The organism is Vibrio sp. HI00D65 (assembly GCF_001635455.1).
Lineage (GTDB): Bacteria > Pseudomonadota > Gammaproteobacteria > Enterobacterales > Vibrionaceae > Vibrio.
In genome coordinates this window covers 1-395 of the sequence record NZ_LWEH01000073.1, presented here as the reverse complement: position 1 = coordinate 395, position 395 = coordinate 1, and the positions used below count along the sequence as shown (strand labels likewise).

1 pseudogene is annotated in these 395 nt (G+C 42.5%); it reads left to right on the top strand.

Annotated elements, in window-relative coordinates:
* Positions 1 to 395, top strand: a pseudogene (locus tag A3712_RS07640) (allophanate hydrolase); the annotation flags it as partial.

The following is a 395-nucleotide window of genomic DNA, read 5'->3' as shown; positions in this document are numbered from 1 at the left end:
AACAATAACGCGTGAAAAAGTAGGTGGATTAACTCAAGATGGTGAGCCTTGCCAAGTTGGAGACCAATTAATTTTCACTAAGCAAGCTCTCACCAAGCACTTTAAACCTATTAGTGTCACGTTCCGTTATACACCTGATTACAATTTGCCGGTTAACTTAAGGGTTATTGAGAGCTACCAGAGTGAGCTATTCTTAGACTCAGCCAAGGAGACGTTTTACAACTCACCCTATATCGTGGACCAAAACTCGAACCGTATGGGTTATCGTCTTAGTGGTGAATCGGTTCACTCTCCAGATATATCACTGTTATCCGAAGGCATTGCGCTAGGTGCTATACAGGTACCACAAGATGGGCAACCTATTGTTCTACTTAATGATAGGCAGACTATTGGTG